Source organism: Sulfitobacter geojensis (assembly GCF_000622325.1).
GTDB lineage: Bacteria > Pseudomonadota > Alphaproteobacteria > Rhodobacterales > Rhodobacteraceae > Sulfitobacter > Sulfitobacter geojensis.
On sequence record NZ_JASE01000005.1, the window covers coordinates 750865 to 768410 of the forward strand.

12 protein-coding genes are annotated in these 17546 nt (G+C 57.7%); 6 read left to right on the top strand and 6 right to left on the bottom strand.

The window, feature by feature from the left end:
• The first annotated feature begins 54 nt into the window (after positions 1-54).
• From Z947_RS0105650 to Z947_RS0105675, 6 genes are all read left to right on the top strand, one after another.
• Entirely contained in the window at positions 55-1848 is a 1794-nt protein-coding gene (locus Z947_RS0105650) for a ShlB/FhaC/HecB family hemolysin secretion/activation protein (protein WP_240477513.1), read from the top strand.
• Positions 1793-7405 carry a beta strand repeat-containing protein gene (locus Z947_RS0105655; RefSeq protein ID WP_081781119.1) on the top strand — a complete coding sequence of 1871 codons (5613 nt, stop codon included), beginning with the start codon at positions 1793-1795 and terminating at the stop codon, positions 7403-7405. The genes Z947_RS0105650 and Z947_RS0105655 overlap by 56 nt, the downstream gene beginning before the upstream one ends.
• A gap of 13 nt (positions 7406-7418) precedes the next feature.
• On the top strand, positions 7419-9356 hold the full coding sequence (locus tag Z947_RS0105660; RefSeq protein WP_037938721.1) for a caspase family protein: 1938 nt from the start codon (positions 7419-7421) through the stop codon (positions 9354-9356).
• A gap of 83 nt (positions 9357-9439) precedes the next feature.
• Positions 9440-10552: a cupin domain-containing protein gene (locus Z947_RS0105665; RefSeq protein ID WP_025043346.1), complete on the top strand. Its 1113-nt coding sequence runs from the start codon at positions 9440-9442 to the stop codon at positions 10550-10552.
• Between the two features lie 13 nt (positions 10553-10565).
• Positions 10566-11489, top strand: a complete 924-nt coding sequence (locus tag Z947_RS0105670; protein ID WP_025043347.1) for a fumarylacetoacetate hydrolase family protein — start codon at positions 10566-10568, stop codon at positions 11487-11489.
• Positions 11486-12340 carry an alpha/beta hydrolase gene (locus Z947_RS0105675; protein WP_025043348.1) on the top strand — a complete coding sequence of 285 codons (855 nt, stop codon included), beginning with the start codon at positions 11486-11488 and terminating at the stop codon, positions 12338-12340. The genes Z947_RS0105670 and Z947_RS0105675 overlap by 4 nt, the downstream gene beginning before the upstream one ends.
• On the opposite strand, the gene Z947_RS0105680 is transcribed toward Z947_RS0105675, so the two are convergent.
• The 6 genes from Z947_RS0105680 to Z947_RS0105705 all read right to left on the bottom strand — a co-directional run bounded on the left by Z947_RS0105680 (position 12341) and on the right by Z947_RS0105705 (position 17335).
• Positions 12341-12733 carry a RidA family protein gene (locus tag Z947_RS0105680; RefSeq protein WP_025043349.1) on the bottom strand — a complete coding sequence of 131 codons (393 nt, stop codon included), beginning with the start codon at positions 12731-12733 and terminating at the stop codon, positions 12341-12343.
• A 25-nt stretch (positions 12734-12758) separates the two neighbouring features.
• Positions 12759-13448: an ABC transporter ATP-binding protein gene (locus tag Z947_RS0105685; RefSeq protein WP_025043350.1), complete on the bottom strand. Its 690-nt coding sequence runs from the start codon at positions 13446-13448 to the stop codon at positions 12759-12761.
• Complete coding sequence (locus tag Z947_RS0105690; protein ID WP_025043351.1) at positions 13445-14200, bottom strand: ABC transporter ATP-binding protein; 756 nt, start codon at positions 14198-14200, stop codon at positions 13445-13447. The genes Z947_RS0105685 and Z947_RS0105690 overlap by 4 nt, the downstream gene beginning before the upstream one ends.
• Positions 14190-15176, bottom strand: a complete 987-nt coding sequence (locus tag Z947_RS0105695; protein WP_025043352.1) for a branched-chain amino acid ABC transporter permease — start codon at positions 15174-15176, stop codon at positions 14190-14192. Before Z947_RS0105695 ends, Z947_RS0105690 begins: the two co-directional genes overlap by 11 nt.
• Before the next feature lies 1 nt (position 15177).
• Positions 15178-16095 (bottom strand): branched-chain amino acid ABC transporter permease, encoded by a 918-nt coding sequence (locus Z947_RS0105700; protein ID WP_025043353.1) that lies wholly within the window; start codon positions 16093-16095, stop codon positions 15178-15180.
• Positions 16096-16162: 67 nt separating this feature from the next.
• The gene (locus Z947_RS0105705; protein ID WP_025043354.1) at positions 16163-17335 is read right to left on the bottom strand and encodes an ABC transporter substrate-binding protein; all 1173 of its coding nucleotides are present in this window, start codon (positions 17333-17335) and stop codon (positions 16163-16165) included.
• Between the last annotated feature and the right edge of the window lie 211 nt (positions 17336-17546).

The following is a 17546-nucleotide window of genomic DNA, read 5'->3' on the forward strand; positions in this document are numbered from 1 at the left end:
ACGGCAATTATTCGAAATTATTTTCCTAACTTTATTTTATCCGGGAGTTCTGTTGTGCCGGAACCCATTTTTACAATGTGCAACACATCTATCGTTGGACAATTTCTCAAGCGCGGCAATTTGTTAACTGCCTTGATGTTGGGCTGCGTCCTGACCATTGGTGCCGCTGGCAATGGCCATGCCCAGACCGCCAGCGAGATCACGCCGTCGTCTTTCGCCCCCGATGCACAGCGCCTTAAGGGCGCGGTGGTTTTTTCAGGGGCGCGCGGGACCAAACCGCCAGCCGGTGCAGAAAAATTATTGATCAACCTGTCCGGCGTGACCCTGACCGACGGATTGCCGCAAATGTCCGAGGTAAACGCAGCCACCAAGGCGCGGCTGTCGGGCAAGACGATTACGGTGGCCGAAATCTTCAACGCGGCTTCCGATCTTGAAACCGCATATGCCCAGGCCGGTTTTGTCCTGGCCCGCGTTGTTCTGCCAGCGCAGGAACTGCGCGATGGCGGGCGCCTTAAGATCGTGGTCATCGACGGTTTTGTTGAAAAGGTGGACACCGCAAACGTGCCCGCACCGGTACGCGACAGAATCACCCGCATTACCGGTCCTCTCGTCGGCAAACGCAGCTTGCGCCTGCCCGAAATCGAACGGCAGTTGCTGCTTGCCGGTGATACCTATGGTGTCTCGCTTGGCTCCGCTTTGGCGGCGGGGGCGACACCGGGCGGCACATCGCTGATATTGCAACCGGAATTCCGTCCCATCACCGGCTTCTTTGCTTTTGATAATGCCAACGCCAGCTCGCTAGGTCCCGTCAGTCTAAGCGCCGGTGTCGAATTCAACTCCCCCTTCAATCTGGGAGAAACACTTTATGCACGCCTCTCCGGTTCTCCGGCGAGTGATAATGACAACGGGCTTGGTGCCTTTTTCCGCAGTGATCCACGGGTGCGCACCCTGTCTGTCGGGGGTGTTGTACCGCTGGGCTATGACGGTCTGACCCTTAACATCGAAGCAACCGACAGCCGCACCGCGCCTGATCCGCTGGACATCCCCACCACCAGCCGTTTCGACCGGACATCAGTGCGCCTGTTCTATCCGTTCATTCGCACACGCAACCGGAACATCTCGGGCCAGCTGACGTTGGATCATCAATCGGATGAACAATTCCTTGTCGGTGCGGGCGATGTCCGCACGCCGGTTTACGAAGATAAAACCACCGTTATCCGTGCCGCACTTGACGGTTTCTGGCTGACCGAGGGCGGTTCCGCCATCGAAGCCGGCGCATCCCTGTCGCGCGGGATCGACGCCTTGGGCGCGCGCACCCTTTCAGATGTGGGGGCAGGCACGCCTTTGTCGCGGCAAGGCGCAGATGCCGAATTTACCAAACTGGTCCTGTCAGGGCGCATTCGCCGTCCGATCAATGACAGCTTCAATTTCTCGCTGGCAGGCCGGATGCAAAGTTCGTTCGGTGATGCGCTTTTGACAGGCGAACAATTCGGCATTGCGGGCAGTCAGGAACTGTCGGCCTTTGACGCCGGTGCCATAAAAGGCGACAGCGGCTTTGTCGCACGCGCCGAAGTGTCGATGCCGATGCAAAAATCCTATGGCGAAACACCACTTTTAATCAGCCCGTATATTTTCGCAGCTTATGGCGACGTGTCGCTAGAGGCACCAACAGCACAAGAAGCCGCAGACCTTTCTGCGACCTCCGTCGGTCTTGGTGTCGAGCTGAACACATTGAGCAAATCAAATTTCTCGTCCGCAACCGTGCGGATTGAATACGCAAGGGGAACGCGTGATGACGACCTGCCGGACAACAACCGCTTTAGCATCCAAGGCTCCTTCCGCTTCTAAGGCAGGGGGCCGCCGGTTTCTGCGCCACGCTTTGGCTTTTGCCACAGCGCTGACACCTGTTTGGGCCATGGCACAGGATCTGCCAACCGGTGGCACAGTTGTGCAGGGTGCCGCGACCATCGCCACCCCCAATGCCAACACCATGGTGATCCATCAGGGTAGCGACCGTGCGGTTGTGAACTGGAACGGATTTTCCGTGGGTGCCGGCAACCGTGTCGATATCAATCAACCAAACGCGAATTCCGCGATCCTGAACCGCGTGACCGGCGACACCACCAGCCAGATCCACGGTCAGATCAACGCCAATGGCCGTGTCTTTGTCGTCAACCCCAACGGCATCTTCATCGGTGCCACCGGATCGGTAAACACCGGCAGTTTCGTCGCCTCGACACTTGGCATCCGCACCGATGATTTTATGACCGGCCAGACCGTGTTCGAGGGCAACGGATCCTCCGCAACTGTAGCGAACGAAGGCAACATTCAGGTCGTGACCGGCGGCTATGCGGCGCTGATTGGCGGCAAGGTTAAAAACTCGGGCACCATTCAGGCGCCTTTGGGGTTTGTCGGTCTTGGCTCGGGCGAACGCATCACGCTTGATCTTGCGGGTGACGGGTTCCTGCAGGTCGCGGTGCCGACCAATTCGGACGACGACGGGCTAGAGGCCTTGATCGAAAACTCCGGCACCATTCAGGCCAACGGCGGTACCGTCCAGATTTCCGCAGCGACCGCCCGCAATGCCGCGCGTCAGGCCATCAATATGAGCGGTGTCGTCGAAGCGCGCACCGTTTCCGGCCGCAACGGACGCATCACATTGGGCGGCGGCGCGGGCGGCAGCGTAAAAGTCAGCGGCAAGGTGCGCACAACGGCACGCCGCCCTGCCATCCAAGTCACCCAATCCGCCCGCCCTGCCCTGCGCCCCGAACGCGGCGGCGACATTACTGTGACGGGGCGTGACATCACCCTTGCAGGGGCGACCATCGACGCCAGCGGCGAAGGTGGCGGCGGCAACATCCGCATCGGTGGCGAATATCAAGGTGGTCCGGGTTTGATGACGGCGGACACCCTCAGCGTCAATCAGGGCACAACCATTTCGGCGGATGCGTATTTTAACGGCGACGGCGGCCGTGTGATTGCATGGTCAGATCTGAACACCGAATTTGCGGGCAACATCTTTATTCGCGGCGGTGCATCTGGCGGTGACGGCGGCTTTGCCGAAGTATCGGGCAAGCTCAACTTGAAATACGCAGGTAAGACCAACGCCCTTGCTCCAAATGGCAATGCAGGCACTTTGTTGCTTGACCCAGCTAATATCGAAATTGTCTCGGCAGCACCGGTTCTTAATCAGATACGGGATACCGACCTTGAAGCGCAACTGGCGCTTGGCAACGTGATCATCCAAACCGATGACGCGAACTTGCCGAACCCCGCCGACTACCCTGACTCTGTTCTCGGCTTTGCCCCACAACCCGGCGATCTCGGTGACATCACAGTTGTGACAACGGCATCGGTTGCCTGGACAAGTGGGAACACTCTCCAGCTTATTGCAGACAATGACATCATCCTGAACGGGCCGGTGACCCTCAACGCAGGCACACTTGATCTTGATGCGACGAACCGAGTTGTGTTCAACGGAGCAGTCAGCGCGGTGGGCGGCTCCGTTGATGTCTTGGCAGGTGCCGACATGACATTGGCCGGATCCGGCAGCATCACTGCAAGTGGCGGCAATGTCACCGTAAACGCGGATGATATTTTCATTGACGGTACGTTTGTTGCGCCATCCGGCACATTGAATTTCAATTCAAATGGTAACTTCAACGTTTCCAATCCGAATACCTTTGACGCAGCTTCGACCAGCTTCACTGTCTTCGCAAATGATATCGCGCTCAATCGCGACATTGCGGTGGGAAGCGCCACCGTTGATATCACCGGCGATGGATCGCTCAGCGTTGGGGCTGCAGGATCGATCACCGGTACGGGGGCCAGCGTGCTTTTGACCTCGGATGGCCCGATCAACATTGACGGACCAATCACAGTGGCGGCGGGCGATCTTAGTCTGCGCGCGCTCGGTCCATCACCTATCACCGTCGGCGCGGGAGGTGACATTACCTCCAGTCAGTTCCGCCTGATTGACGGAAACTATGTACAAAACGCCCTTGGTGGCCCGTTGGCCACCTTTACCACCACCAATTTCGTCATCGACAACCCCTCGGACTCAAGCTTCCTGCGTGTGTTGGATGGAGACGGCGGTGCCTCCCCCTATTTGCTGGCCGATGTTTATGGGCTTCAGGGCGTTGGTACAGTCAACAACGGGCTCAACAACTTCTCTTTGAACAACGACATCGACGCGAGCGGGACGGCGTTTTGGGACAGCCTTGCAGCACCAGTGCTGGGCACCATTAATGAGGGATTTGTTCCATTGGACCATGGCGGTATATTTGATGGACAAGGTTTTGATATTACTGGACTCTTTAGCCGCCGGTACTTGAATACACCGGGATCATCCGCCGCCGGTCTGTTCGACGAAAACTCCGGATTGATCCAGCACGTCAATATTATTGGTGCTGACATTGCAGGTGTCACAGCAGGCATTGTGGCCGCTAGCAATTCGAACATGATCGAAGGTGTTTCCGTCTCGGGAACCATCGTGGGATACACCGAGCTCGGCGGGACTGCGGTTGCCGGTGGCATCACGGGTTCCAACAGCAATCAAGTCATTGGGAGTATTACGAACGTCAATATCTCTGACGCTTTTGACCCCACAAGCTTCGGCGGCAGCTCCGGTCCGGCCGGTGCCGAATTCGGCGGTATCGCAGGCGCAAATATCATCGGCGGGATTATTGATCAGTCTGAAACTGCGGGCAACATCTCCTTTACCATTGCAGATCAGGGTATTGTCGGAGGTGTCGTCGGTAGAAACACTTCCACGATCTCAAATTCCTACGCACTTGCAGCTGTATCAGGTGACACCACAGGCGGGTTTAGAAACGGGGATATTGGCGGCATCTCCGGTAGCAATACGGGTCTGGTTTTCAACTCACTCGCCAACAATCCGGTCAGTGTGATCGGTCCGAACACCGGCGGCACCATCGGGACCATCGTGGGCTTTGATGATCCTAGCCCAACGAACATCACCTCGACCTATTTCAATAGCGACCAAAACGGCTTGTTGGCCAGCGGTCAAAACGGCGAAGTTGATGCCGGCCCACCGGGACCGTTCGAAGGCGCACGCGGGCTGACACTTGTTGAGTTACAAACGGCGCAAGACTTTTTTGACGATGCCGACGATGCGGGATGGGATTTCCTGACCGTCTGGTCGCTGCCCCAGAACGGCTCTGATCATGCACGGCTCTATGCAACCGATGCAGTGGTTTCCGCCTTTGGCGAGGACCCCGACCCAAGCTTTGTCTACTCCGGCAGCACAACCGGTTTTACAATCAATGGTGATTATGGCGGCGGCCCCGCCGTCTATCTGTTTGATGACGCTGCGGACACCGGCACTGTCACCGATCTCAACAGCCAGATTACCTTGTCCGATGCGAATGCCGGCCTGCGCACCTATACCTTCCCGACCAGTTTCACCAGTGATCTTGGTCAGGTCTATGAGGTGCGCCAGTTGACTCCGACAGCAAATGTAACGCCTGCGCCATTGACCGTCACGGTCAACGACGCCACCAAACCTTTTGGCAACACACTGACCTTCGCCGACGTCAGCTTTAGCGCGGCGACACTTTTTGGCTCCGACGCGATCACCGGCGGTACGGTAGTCAGCACGGGTGCCCCTGCCACGGCTCCCGCTGATACGTATTCGTTGTCACTTGACCCGCTCAGCCTGACTGGACCCGGGATGACGAATTACACGATCTCCGTCGTGCCCGCCACGCTGACAGTTAACGAAGCCGCTTTGCAGAACCTCGACATTCTCGTGAATGATGCCTTCAAAACCTATGGCGATACGCTGCTCTTTGCTGGTACTGAATTTACCACCGTGGGCCTTGCTTCCGGAGATTCCGTTGACAGCCTTACCCTTTCCTCTGATGGGGCGGCTGCGACCGCGCAAGTGGCCGATGGTCCCTTTGCAATCAACGGGTCCAATCCTGTTGGCAGCGGGTTAGGAAACTACAATCTCACCATTACCCCCGGCACATTGACGATCATTCCCGCTCCGCTCAGCATCACGGCCGATGATCAAACCAAACCCCGTGGTGATGAATTCACCTTTTCAGGGACTGAATTTAGCGTTGTGGGTCTGTTGAACGCGGATGAGGTCACGCAAGCGACCCTTTCCAGCGCGGCCGCAGGGGCGGATGCCCCGTTGACGGGGGATGGACCGGCAGACGCGATCTTCATCTCCGATCCGCAGGGCAGCGGCCTTGATAACTATGAAATTACGGTTGTGAACGGCGTCTTTATCGTGGCCCCCGGCAATCTGACCATCACCGCGCTCGATCAAACCAAGACTTACGGCAGTGTATTCAGCTTTAATGGCACCGAATTCACCGTTGCCGGTTTGGCCGAAGGTGACAGTGTGGACAGCGTCACACTGACCAGCGCAGGGGCGGCAGGCACCGCGCAAGTCGCGGACGGACCTTTCACAATTACGGCCAGCGATGCGGTCGGCACCGGCCTTGAAAAATACACGCTGGTCTTTGCCGATGGCACTTTTACTGTCACCCCTGCACCGCTAACCGTGACGGCGCAGGACCAGACCAAACAACAGGGTCAGGCCTTTACCTTTAACGGGACCGAATTCACCGCAACCGGTCTGTTCAACGATGACACTGTCACCAATGTAGGGTTAAGCAGCGACGGGGCCGCAGCCGATGCCACGACCGATGACAGTCCCTTTGTCATCACCGTTGGTGACGTAAACGGCAGCGGTCTGGATAACTACGACATCAACACCGTCAACGGCAGCTTCATTGTTCAAAATACGATCGCACCTCCTGCGATCACCCCTCCCCCGGGGGGCGGCACAACGGTGTTTAATCCGCGCGACAACATCAACATTTCTTTCCCTGACGGGGACGGCGACGGTGGCATTCAAACCAACCGCGGCACTGGTGGGCCGACCCAAACCCTGCAACAGGCCGAAGAAACCGGCGCGATTGTCGACACAATTTCGACCGAGCTGGAACAGCAGGTGCAATCCTGCGGCTCTGCCGATCAGGACTTTGACAACTACATGACCTGCCTCAGCGCGTCGCTGGACACTTATTCGAATGCATTGGACCAGATCAGCAATGACCTGCCCAACGGCCTTGAAACCGTGTCCGCCACGATCCGCACGGCCAGCGACGAGATCAAAGCCGCCGCCGCCCGTGCGCAGCGCCGTTTGGCCACAGCCACCACAGATGCCCAGCGTCGCGCCATTCGCAGTGATGCGGTGAACGAAGCGCGCGGCGCGATCGACACGGCAAAGTCGGAAATCCGCAAAGCCATTTCATTGATCCGCGCGGATGATCCAGAGGTCACAGCCGTTCAACGCGACACCGGTGCACGCATCGTGCAGGCGTTTGATACGGTTGAAACCTCTTTGGTCCGCGCCGTTGAGTTGTAATTTCGGGGACGACATGCGCAGGATCATACTTCGAACGATCGCCGTTCTGACACTTGCAGTGATGTTGCCCCTGCAGGTGCAGGCACAAGAACGCCGTGTTGCCCTGATCATTGGCAATTCGGATTACGATCTTGTCACGCCTCTGGACAATCCGGGCAATGACGCCACCGATTTGCACGTGGCACTGGAAGGGCTTGGTTTCGAGGTCTTTCTAGGCCTCGACATCACCGGTCAGGAAATGGCGGGACTTGCCGATAAATTTGCGACCGCAATCGAAACCGCCGATGTCGCCTTGTTCTATTATGCCGGACACGGGTTTCAGGTGGGCGGGCAGAACTATCTGGTGCCTGTCGACGCCCGCATCGAAAAGCCGACGGATATACAGGAACAAACCGTCAAACTGAACGACATCCTTGGCAAAATGGAGCAGGCACCGGGGATCAAATTCGTCTTTCTTGATGCCTGCCGCAATGATCCGTTTGAAGGCGCCGTTGCAGCAGTTTCAGAAGGGTTGGCGCGGATCGGCAATGCCCGTGACTTCATGATTTCCTTTGCCACCCAGCCCGATAATGTTGCCTATGACGGCTCGGGTCGGAACAGTTTTTTCACCTCTGCCCTGCTTAGCCATATCTATACGCCCGGTCTCGATATCTCGGACATGATGATCAACGTGCGCAAGGATGTGCTGGCCGCAACGGGCGGGCGCCAGATCCCTTGGGAAAACTCGTCCCTCACCCGCCAGTTCCGGTTTGATCCGCGTCCCGACACGGGGTCTGCCGAAACCCTGCTGTGGCAGGTCGCCGCAAATGCCGGTGATCCGCAACTGATGGAGCTTTACGCAGAACGCTATCCCCAAGGCGCGCATGTGGCAGAGGTGTTGGCCTTTCTTGATCCGGCCAATCCCGGTGCAAACCTGTCGCGCGACTATTCCCCCCAGGAACGCGATGCCCAAGAGGAACGCCTGTGGCAGTTGGCGCGGCGCAGCCGGATGCGCCCGCTTGTCGAATTTTACATCGCGAAATACCCCGAAGGCGCATACCTTGGCGATGCCAGCCGGCTGATCGCCACCCTGCCCGCCGAAGGGGATGCAGGATCGGGCCGTCTGTGTGAACGTCTTGCCACCCATCCGCGCGATGCCACGGCAAAAACCTCCGGCGTACCCTTTAGCAAACTCAAGGATAACGCGCTTTCCGCCATGCAGGCCTGCCTTGCGGCCTCGCATGAAAACCCCGAGCTGCCCCATTACACCGCCCTGCTTGCGCGGGCTACCGTTGCTGCGGGGGATCTGGATCAGGCCATCCGGCTTTACCGCGAGGCCGCAACGCGCGGCGATCTGCGCGCCATGGTCAGCCTTGCCCTTTTGACGGAGGCCGGTCGCGGGGTTCCCGCAAGTCCGGTTGAAGCCTTGCGGCTTTATCAACGCGCCGCCAGCCTTGGCAGCCCTGATGCCAAGATCAACCTTGCCGTCGCAATGTTCGAGGGACAGGGCCTTGCGAAAGACGCAGACCGTGCGGTCGAGCTTTTGAAAGAAGCCGCTGATCTGGGGTCACCGATTGCCACATTCAACCTTGGTGTATTGGCTCGTGACGGGTCGGTGGGCGATCCAAGCGAAGCGTTGGGATATTTCAAACGTGCCATCAAAGCGGGCGAACCCCGTGCCTATGTCGCCAGCGCAATCCTGTTGGACGAGGGGCGCATCACCCCGCGCAACCCCGCCGCCGCTGCGAACATGCTGTTGCGCGGTGCCGCCGAAGACGCGGGTCAAAGCATCCAGCAGTTGACCGAAAACACTGCCGATTGGTCCCGCGACACCATAAAGGCTGTGCAGGAACGCCTGAAAGCCGCCGGTTTCTACACCAGCACCATCGACGGGCGCAGCGGGCCGAACTTTGCCGCCGCCCTTGAAAGCTGGCGCAATGGCGGGTTTGAACCGGGTGTTTTGATCGAATAACGCGCGAATACGTCACAGGCGGGTTGCCATGTCCCGCGCAATAGCTACGATATCCTTTAAGCTTAAAACAGAAGGGGTATCGTATGACACGGGAAAACCACCGCGAGGATGTCGCCGGTCGCGCCAACGTCGAAGACACGCCCGAACTGCTGGCCTATTATGACGAGCTGAACGACCATCACACCGGTGCCCTCTGGACTGTCGCAAACAAAATCGAACCGTGGGAGCCGAAATCAGCCTCTGTTCCGGTGCTGTGGCGCTACGCCGATCTGCGCGAAAAAGTGCTGCGTTCTGTCGATCTGGTCACACCCGAAAAAGCCGGGCGTCGGGTGATCTATTTTAACAATCCGGGCCGTACCGATGTGTCTGCCGCTGTGGGCTGGATTTATGCCGGCCTTCAGGTCATGCATCCGGGCGAAAAGGCCACCGCGCATCGCCATTCCGCATCCGCCATCCGTTTCATCATGGAAGGCAGCGGCGCCTATACCGTTGTTGACGGTCACAAGATGACATTGGGCCAAAACGATTTTGTTCTGACACCGAATGGCACATGGCACGAACATGCGGTCGAGGAAACCGGCACCCCCTGTATCTGGCAGGACGGGCTGGACATTCCTTTCGTCAACGCGATGGAAGCGAATTTTTTCGAGGTACATCCCGACCTGTCCGAACCCGTCGCCTATCCCGTCGACGACATGACGAAAACCTGGGGCAACGCCGGACTGACCCCCGGCGGCGGCGCGTGGGACAAAGGGTATTCCCCGATGTTCAAATACGAATGGGACCGCACCTATGAGGCGTTGAATGCCTATGCCAGCGTTTCCGACCCCTCGCCGTTTGACGGCACCTTGATGGAATATGTGAACCCCACGACCAACGGGCCGGTGATGAAAACGCTGGGCGCCAGCATGCAACGGCTCGCCCCGTCCGAACGGACCAAGGCCCACCGTCATACCGGCAGCTATTTGTATCAGGTCGCCAAAGGATCCGGTTTTTCCGTGATCAACGGCCAGCGGTTCGACTGGACCGAACGCGATATTTTCTGTGTCCCTTCATGGGCTTGGCACGAACATGCCAATGCCTCCGCCAGCGATGATGCTGTTCTCTTTTGCCTTAACGATCTGCCCGTCATCCGTGCCCTTGGCCTCTATCGCGAGGAAGCATTGGGTGAAAACGGCGGCCATCAACCCACTTAAAGTCAGGACCCCCATGAAACTTGTCACCTATAAAACCGACGTCGAAGCGGGTGCGCGCCTAGGCGTCATCGAAGACGGCATTGTTGTGGATGTCGCCGGCTTTGGCGAGGCCTCCGGCCTTGATCTGCCGTCCCGCATGCTCGATTTCATCGACCTTGGGCCGGTTGCCGTGCGCCAGCTGCGCGAGGCGCTGCACCTTGCCGATGGCGATTGGGGCAATGCGCTGGCCCTGCCCATCGAAACCGTGACCCTGCTGGCACCGATCCCCCGCCCGCGCAAAAACATCTTTGGCATTGGGCTGAACTATCTCGACCATGTGACCGAAAGCGCCAAGGCGCTGGATACCGATGATGCCCTGCCGAAAGAACCTGTGGTTTTTTCAAAACCGCCTACCTCGGTCGTCGGCCCGAATGACCCCGTGCGCCATGATGCGGATATGACCCAACAGCTGGATTGGGAGGTCGAACTGGCCGTGATCATCGGCACCACCGCCAGCCATGCGCCGCGCGAAAGCGCGTTGAAACATGTGTTCGGCTATTCGGTGATGATCGACATTTCTGCCCGTGATAACCGCCGCGCCGGACAGTGGATATTCTCGAAAGGGATGGACACATTCGCGCCTTTCGGTCCCTGTATTGTCACGGCGGATGAAATCCCCGATCCACAACAACTGGACCTTCGGCTGACCGTAAATGGCGTCGAAAAACAACGCTCAAACACAGCCAAGATGTTGTTCAAAGTGGATGAATTAATTTCCGATCTGTCCCGCGGCATCACATTGGAACCGGGTGACATTATTGCCTCGGGCACGCCCGAAGGTGTCGGTGCGGGGCGCGATCCGCAAGAATGGCTGTGGCCCGGTGACGTGATAGAGGCCCATGTCGAAGGCATCGGCACTATCCGTCACCCCGTGATCAACGCGACGAAATTTGCATGAGCTTTCCACTGGATCCGCAGATCGACTTTGACTTCAACGCCCGCGAAAGTGTCGCCTCTTTCGAGGACGAGTTTGGCAAGCTTGTCACGCTAAGCAATCATGCGATGGCCACCCTGCCCCGTCAGGCCGATCTGGTGTTCGACGAAGCAAGCGGCGCTGCACTTGATCTTTACGGTGTGGAAACGGGCCGCCCTGTTTTCCTATGGATTCATGGCGGCTATTGGCGCCTTGGCAACAAGGAAGGCAACGCATTTGCCGCCCCCGGATTGGTCGCGAATGACGTCGCCGTTGCGGTGATGGATTATTCGCTGGCCCCCGCCGCCAACCTTGAACAGATCGTGCACGAGGTGCGCAGCGCCGTTGCGTGGTTGCACCGCGAGGGGCCGGTGCTGGGTCTGGACACCCGCAAAATTCACGTGGGCGGATCATCTGCCGGCGGGCATCTTACCGGCGCAGTGATTGCGGGCGGATGGCACGCTGAATACGGCCTGCCCGAAAACATCATCGGGGCCGCCTTGGCGCTAAGCGGAATTTTTGATCTGGAACCCCTGCTGTCAACGCAGGTGAACGGCTGGATGAATATGGATATGGGCACCGTTGCCGCACTCTCGCCGCTCCACCACATCCCCGATCAGTCCGAAACGCAACTGGTGCTGTCTGTTGGTGGCGATGAGCGCGACGGGTTCTTGCGCGAAACGGACCGGTTTCACACCGCATGGGCCGCCAAAGGTCACGCAGTCACGCAAATCGAAATGGCCGGTTACAACCATTTCGATATCACCGGCACGCTGACCGATCCGAACGCAAAGCTGGTGCAGGCGACCCTGAATGCGATCAGGGCCTGCCCTTGATTACAGAACAGCCGTGGCTTCGATTTCCAGCAGGGCCTCATCCTCGACCAGTCCGGCGACCACAACCATGGTCATCGCAGGAAAATGGCGCCCCAACACCTTGCGATAAACGGCGCCCACTTCGGCCTGCCGCGCAAGGTATTCTTTTTTATCAATAACATACCACGTCAGCCGCACCAGATCTTCGATCTTGCCGCCTGCGGTCTCCAACACTGCAACGATATTGCTCAACGCCTGTTCCATCTGACCGATGAAATCGTGGCTTTCAAATACCTGATCGCCGTTCCAGCCGATTTGCCCGCCGATAAACAGCTGGTTGTCGGCAGTTTTCATGCCATTGGCATAGCCCTTGGCCTTGGCCCAACCTTCGGGTTGAATCACCTCATGTGCCATTATTCGTCTCCTCCAATACTCGAATTCATACACCCAGATACTGATCGCGCACCTCGGATGTCAGTGTGTCCATATTGCCGTGCCAGACCGACACGCCACGTTCCAAAATCGCAACCTTATCAGCGACTTGTCTCAATTCACTTAGCGTCTTGTCCACCACAAGGATCGACAGATCGCCGGTTTTCTTAAGCTGCGCAATCGCGGCCCAGATTTCCTGTCGCACCACGGGCGCCAGCCCTTCGGTCGCCTCGTCCAGTATCAACAGACGCGGGTTTGTCATCAACGCGCGCCCGATCGCAAGCATCTGTTGTTCCCCGCCCGACAGGGAACCGGCCAACTGATCACGCCGTTCGGCGAGCCGTGGAAACAGCGCGTGCACGGCCGCGAAATCCCAGACACCGGCCCGCGCCGATGCAAAGAGGTTTTCGTAAACCGTGAGGTTCGTAAAACACCGCCGCCCTTCAGGAACCAGACCCAGCCCCAGCCGCGCCGCCTTATGTGCAGGCAATGCGGCAATGTCGCGTCCCGCAAATTGCACCTGTCCCTTGGCGTGTTTCAGCAACCGGCAGATCACTTTGATCGTCGTTGATTTACCCATCCCGTTGCGGCCCATCAAAGCGGTAACTTGCCCCTCTTCAATGCTGAGATCGACACCAAAAAGCGCCTGCGATGCCCCGTAAGATGCTGTAACACCATGTAAATCCAACAAGCTCATGCCGCGTCCTCCTCGCCCAGATAGGCGATGCGCACTTCAGGGTTGGTGCGAATTTCATCGACGCTGCCGGTCGCAATGATCTTGCCATAAACCAGAACCGAAATGCGGTCCGCACAGGCGAAAACCGCATCCATATCATGTTCCACCAACAGGATCGGGGCCTCGTGTTTCAGTTCCTGCAAGAATCCGGTCAGCGCCTTTGACCCCTCGACCCCCATGCCCGCCATCGGTTCGTCCATCAAAAAGGCCTTGGGCGCCAATGTCAGCGCAACGGCCACTTCCAACTGGCGGCGCTGGCCGTGCGACAGTTCCGCCGTGATCATATCTTCCTGCGCCTCCAGGCCAACCCGCGCCAAAGCATCGCGCGCCCGCGACAGCAAAGCCGCGTCTTTCATCGCGGGTTTGAAGAACCGAAAGACCGATCCACTTTGTCCCACTGCGCCCATTACCGCGTTTTCCAGCACGGTATATTCCATCGCCAAGGCCGAGATTTGAAACGTCCGTCCCAGCCCCAAACGCGCACGTTGCGCGGTTGTCATGCCGGTCACGTTCTGTCCCATAAATTCAACCGTGCCGCTGTCGGGTTTCAACCCGCCCGCGATCTGTTTGATCAACGTGGATTTGCCCGCCCCGTTCGGCCCGATCAACGCATGGATTTCACCCGCACGCAGATCCAGTGAGATGCCGTCGCTCGCGGCCAAAGCCCCAAAACTTTTGCGAATCTCGTGGATGTTCAGGATGCTATTTTCCATGGGCCACCTCCCGTTTCGCCAGCTTGCCGATGATACCGCCCTTGGCGAACAACACCACGCCCAGCAGGATCGCGCCCAGATAGATGAACCAGTACTCCGACAGCCCGCCAAGGAAATGTTCCAACAGAATATATAACGCGGCCCCCACAACAGGACCGAACAGGCGCCCGACACCGCCCAGAATGATAAAAATCATGATCTCGCCAGAGATTTGCCAAGAGAACATCGTCGGGCTGACAAAGCGGTTCAGGTCCGCGAACAACGCGCCCGCCAGACCGGTGATCGCGCCCGAAATAACGAAGGCCACCAGCCGCAAGCGGTAGACATTAATGCCCACGGTCAGCGCCCGTTCTTCGTTCTGGTGCGCCCCGTTCAGCGCCAGACCAAAGGGCGATTTGTTCAAGCGGTCGACCAGAAACAACACCGCACAGAGCAAGGCAAAACAGATACCGAAGAACTGGATCGGGTCCAAAGTGTTCAGTCTCGGAAACTGGTTGCGCACGTAAATCGACAACCCGTCTTCGCCCCCATACGCCGGCCAAGATATTGTAAAGTAATAAAACATCTGACCAAAGGCGAGCGTGACCATGATGAAATACACCCCACTGGTCCGCAGCGACAGCGCCCCGATCAACAATGCCAGCAGTGCACTTGCAATGACGGCAACCAGCCAGATGACCGGCATCGAATTGGTGCCCTCGATCAGGAACGGAGTTTCCAGGATCGGCGTATAGTTCTGCGCGTGGCTGGCCAGAATGCCCATGGCATATCCGCCCATCCCGAAAAAAGCAGCGTGCCCGAAACTGACCAAGCCCCCCTGCCCCAGCGCAAGGTTCAGCCCGACACCGGCCAGCGCAAAGATCACCGCACGGGTGGCCAGCGTGATGGTAAACGGTTCATCCACCGCAACCGCGTAGACCGGCACAAACACCAGCAGCGCCAGCATGATCAAATTGATATAACGTTCCCGCAGCATCTCAGGTTTTCCCAAACAGGCCGGTGGGTTTGAACAACAAAACCCCTGCCATCAAAATGTAAATCAGCATGGATGCGAGTGCGGAGCCGATTGTCGTCGCGGCAGACACCTCCATGAAGCTACCGAACACCACCGGCAACAAGGTCCGCCCCAAGGTATCGGTCAATCCGACAAGGATCGCGCCCGCCAAGGCCCCTTTGATAGACCCGATGCCACCGATCACGATCACCACAAAGGCAAGGATCAGCACCGGTTCGCCCATGCCAACCTCGACCGACTGGATCGCGCCGACCAAGGCACCCGAAAGGCCCGCGAGTGCCGCGCCCAAGGCGAAAACCACAGTGTAGAGCACCGAAATATCAACACCGAGCGCCGCAATCATTTCACGATCGTTTTCACCGGCGCGGATGCGCATGCCGATACGGGTTTTCGAAATCAGCAGGAACAGCCCCACCGCCACGGCCAACCCGATCCCGATAATGGTCAAGCGGTAGAGGGAATATTGAATGCCGCCGGGCAAGGTGATCGTCCCTTTCAACATCTCCGGCACATTCAAAAACAAGGGAAAGGAACCGAATACCCAACGGGTTGCTTCCGAAAAGATCAGGATCAGCGCAAAGGTCGCCAGAACCTGATCCAGATGATCCCGCGCATAAAGCCGCCGGATCACGGTAAGTTCGACCAGCGCGCCCGCCATCGCGGCCGCCACCATACTGCCCACCAGCGCCAGAAAGAAACTGCCGGTCCACCCTGCCACTGCTGCCGCCGCAAAGGCGCCAACCATGTAAAGCGACCCATGCGCGAGATTGATCAATCCCATGACGCCAAAGATAAGTGTCAGACCGGCGGCCATCAAAAACAGCATCACGCCGAATTGCAGCCCGTTCAGCACTTGTTCGATCAAAAGAAGTGTCGTCATCAGCCCCCGCCCACACGTCACGCATAAAAAGACCCCCGACAATCCTGCCGGAGGTCTGTGTTACAAGTTAGAGCTTGCAGTCGGCTGCATAGACGTCCTGACGGTCTTCCAGCGCCAGCTCGAGGATCTTGTTGGTGTAAACATCCCCGTCCTTGATCACTTCACGGACATAAAAGTCCTGAATCGGGTGCTGGTTGTTGCCGAATTTGAAATCTCCACGAGTGGAGGCAAAATCAGCCTCTAGCAAAGCTGCACGAAAGGCATCCGTGTCTGCAACATCGGCTTTCGCCGCTGCCGAAACGATCAGATTGGCCGAATCAAACGCTTGCGACGCATAGAGCGACGGGATGCGGCCATACTCAGCCTTAAACGTCTCTACAAAAGCCTTGTTCGCAGCATTGTCGAGGTCAGGGCTCCACTGGGCTGTGTTGTGAATGCCCATCGCGGCGTCACCGACGGCACCCAGAATGGTCTGGTCAAAGCTGAACGCAGGACCGACAACCGGCAATTCGATGCCGCTGTCCGCATATTGCTTGAGGAACGAAATCCCCATGCCACCGGGCAGGAAGAAAAAGATACCGTCAGCACCTGACGCACGGATCTGTGCAATCTCGGCGGCGTAATCGGTCTGGCCCAACTTGGTGTACTGCTCACCGGCCAGCTCGCCTTCGTACATACGTTTGAAACCGGTCAGCGCATCCTTGCCAGCGGGGTAGTTGGGGGCCAGAATATACGCGTTCTTGAACCCCAATTTATTGGCATGCGCGCCTGCTGCTTCATGCTGGGCGTCGTTCTGCCACGCGACATTAAAGTAGTTTGCGTGACATCCCTTGCCCGCCAGTTGCGCAGGCCCCGCGTTGGGTGAGATATAGAATTTGCCCTGCGCGGTTGCGGCTGGTGCCACAGCCAGCGCTAGGTTTGACCAAACGATACCGGTCATGATGTCCACCTTTTCGGACTGGATCATCTTATCTGCCAATTGCACCGCGATGTCGGGTTTACGCTGGTCATCTTCGACAACCACTTCGATCCCTTCATTGCCCGCTTGCTTGATGGCAAGCAAGAAACCGTCGCGGATGTCGACGCCCAGACCCGCGCCGCCACCGGTCAGGGTGGTGATCAGGCCGATTTTTACTTTGCCGCCGTGGCCGTCTGCTGCTGCGGGCATGGCCAAGCCAAGCGCGAGCGCACTTGCCGCGCCAAATGTCTTGAGCGTTTGTTTCACAGTCGTTGAATTCATTTTTGGTCTCCCTGAGTGAACTGGCGCTATTTGATGCGCCTAATGTCGGCATCTTGTGCCGCAATGACGTCAATTGGAATGACTTATTGAAAAACGCTACTCCGGCGCCTTTTTTATTTCAAGTATAAAATATTTGACCCTCAAGCGAATACTTCTTCCTTAGAACAGGCAAACAAAAACGGCGCTGAAATGCTCAGCGCCGTTTCTAATT

What these genes read in the sequence shown, in the direction of transcription:
- Z947_RS0105655 (WP_081781119.1), top strand. Translation starts at nt 1,793, where the DNA reads ATGACGACCTGCCGGACAACAACCGCTTTAGCATCCAAGGCTCCTTCC.
- Z947_RS0105660 (WP_037938721.1), top strand. Translation starts at nt 7,419, where the DNA reads ATGCGCAGGATCATACTTCGAACGATCGCCGTTCTGACACTTGCAGTG.
- Z947_RS0105665 (WP_025043346.1), top strand. Translation starts at nt 9,440, where the DNA reads ATGACACGGGAAAACCACCGCGAGGATGTCGCCGGTCGCGCCAACGTC.
- Z947_RS0105670 (WP_025043347.1), top strand. Translation starts at nt 10,566, where the DNA reads ATGAAACTTGTCACCTATAAAACCGACGTCGAAGCGGGTGCGCGCCTA.
- Z947_RS0105675 (WP_025043348.1), top strand. Translation starts at nt 11,486, where the DNA reads ATGAGCTTTCCACTGGATCCGCAGATCGACTTTGACTTCAACGCCCGC.
- Z947_RS0105680 (WP_025043349.1), bottom strand. Translation starts at nt 12,733, where the DNA reads ATGGCACATGAGGTGATTCAACCCGAAGGTTGGGCCAAGGCCAAGGGC.
- Z947_RS0105685 (WP_025043350.1), bottom strand. Translation starts at nt 13,448, where the DNA reads ATGAGCTTGTTGGATTTACATGGTGTTACAGCATCTTACGGGGCATCG.
- Z947_RS0105690 (WP_025043351.1), bottom strand. Translation starts at nt 14,200, where the DNA reads ATGGAAAATAGCATCCTGAACATCCACGAGATTCGCAAAAGTTTTGGG.
- Z947_RS0105695 (WP_025043352.1), bottom strand. Translation starts at nt 15,176, where the DNA reads ATGCTGCGGGAACGTTATATCAATTTGATCATGCTGGCGCTGCTGGTG.
- Z947_RS0105700 (WP_025043353.1), bottom strand. Translation starts at nt 16,095, where the DNA reads ATGACGACACTTCTTTTGATCGAACAAGTGCTGAACGGGCTGCAATTC.
- Z947_RS0105705 (WP_025043354.1), bottom strand. Translation starts at nt 17,335, where the DNA reads ATGAATTCAACGACTGTGAAACAAACGCTCAAGACATTTGGCGCGGCA.